This is a genomic window from Bifidobacterium sp. UBA6881, assembly GCA_002451435.1.
Classification (GTDB): Bacteria; Actinomycetota; Actinomycetes; order Actinomycetales; family Bifidobacteriaceae; genus Bifidobacterium.
Window position 1 is genome coordinate 2,973 of the sequence record DKCF01000005.1, and the last position, 1,836, is coordinate 4,808.

Genomic DNA, 1,836 nt, shown 5'->3' on the forward strand with positions numbered 1-1,836 from the left:
GGTCGCCATGTGGCCGCATAAGTCCACATCGCAATGGCGGATCCGTGCCGCGAAGGGCGGACGCCGTGGCGAACGGCATGGTCCGCGGTTACTGTACTGAGATATGAGTGGAATGACACCTATGCGAACGATCATTGCCGTGGTGGGCAACCCGACCTCGAACAAGGGCAGGGGCGCCGGAACCTGCGAGCAGGTCGTCACATTGCTGAGCCAGGCAGGGAGCAGACATGGTTTCGACGTCGTTGACCTGACGGGAGTCGATTTCGACGATTCGCTTGCCAACGCCAGAAGCCGGGCCTACGACCATCTGGTGGTCGTGGGCGGCGACGGCATGGTGTCGCTTGGCGTCAACGCCGTCGGCGTCTCCGGCAAGCCGTTGGGCATCGTCGCCACCGGATCGGGCAACGATTTCGCCCGCGGGCTCGGCCTGCCGATCAACCGTGTCGATGTCGCGGTGGAAGGCATCGTGGGAGCGATCGTGCGGGAGAGCCACCTTGGCGTCGATATGGGCGTCGCATCCTCAGGAGCGGAATGCCGCTACTATGCGGGAATGCTGTCGTGCGGCCTGGATGCGAGCATCAACGATCGGGCGAATCATTCACGGCTGCCCAACGGCTCGCTGCGGTATTTCGCCGCGGTATTGGTGGAACTGGCCCATATGAAGCAGTACGGCTATCATGTCAAGGCCACGCTGGCGGATGGGTCGACGGATGAGCGGGATATCATCTCGCCGCTGCTGACCGTCGCCAATTCGCGGCATATCGGCGGAGGAATCGAAGTGTCGCCGTATTCGCAGTTCGACGACGGTCTGCTCGATCTGGTGTGGCTGAGGCATGTGCCGAATCTTCCGGAATGTGCCGATGCCGTGGCTCACGCATACAGCGGCGGACTGCTCGGATGCAGGGTGTTCGGATGGAAACGTGTGCGAAGCGTCGACATCACCCGTGCGGACAGTGGCGCGGAGCCGCCGACGATGATGGCCGACGGCGAATACGTCGGACGGTTGCCGGTCCATGTCGAAGCGCGCGGACGCGCGTTGCGCGTATTGGTCCCGCCGGCGGTGCTGCGGTCTTGGAAGGACGGTGAGACGACGGCATGCGAACGCATCGCGCGCGACCGCCGCGACCCCATCACCGGAGATTTCCTCGAGTAGTGGCGTATGGTGATGCCGTCTGCACGGATCCGTCAGAGGTATTCGTTCAAGTGCAGCGTCTGCGCCACAATCTGCCTGATGACGCCGTCTTCGATGTCGGGATGCAGCCGAATCAGCGAGATCAGGCCGACGATAAGCGTATAGAAGGTCTCATGTTCGTTGACGATGGGCATGCCGTGGAGCTTTTTGAACTCGCGTACCGTCGAGCCGCAAAGGTATTCCGCGATGCTGTCGGCCGTCCGATCGATGAATCTGAGATACAGTCCCGCATTGCCGCTGGTGATCATGCGTTGGCTGAACGGTCCTTCGTCGGCGATGAGGGATTTGGTCAGCCGGACCATGTCGTCGAGGGCCTTTGAGATATTGCCCGGTTCGCGGTTCGCGTTCCACTCCCTCAATTGGGATATGACCTCGTCGATGACGGCGTCGAGCACGGCGTCGGCCACTTGGTCCTTGTTTTGGAAGTAGTGGTAGAACAGCGAGCGGGTCATGCCGACACGCTCCGCGATATCGCTGATGGTGATTTTGGAAAATCCCTTTTCCAGACAAATCTCCCGTGTCGCCTGCACGATCTGCGCGCGTCGCGCGTCGCCAATGGCGATTGGTGAATCGGAATCTCGTCGTTTTCCCATCATGTCTCCTTGCCGGTGCCGCGCATCCCGACCATGCGATGCGTGTTGACG

Annotated in this window: 2 protein-coding genes; one reads left to right on the top strand and one right to left on the bottom strand. The window is 61.4% G+C overall.

Translation table 11 applies throughout. The annotated features are described in order from the left end of the window. Positions 1 to 112 precede the first annotated feature (112 nt). Positions 113 to 1,153 carry a diacylglycerol/lipid kinase family protein gene (locus tag B3C64_RS00235; protein WP_291532922.1) on the top strand — a complete coding sequence of 347 codons (1,041 nt, stop codon included), beginning with the start codon at positions 113 to 115 and terminating at the stop codon, positions 1,151 to 1,153. A 32-nt stretch (positions 1,154 to 1,185) separates the two neighbouring features. Here the strand turns inward: B3C64_RS00235 and B3C64_RS00240 are convergent, their stop codons facing one another. Further along, positions 1,186 to 1,788: a TetR/AcrR family transcriptional regulator gene (locus tag B3C64_RS00240; RefSeq protein WP_414632137.1), complete on the bottom strand. Its 603-nt coding sequence runs from the start codon at positions 1,786 to 1,788 to the stop codon at positions 1,186 to 1,188. Positions 1,789 to 1,836 lie beyond the last annotated feature (48 nt).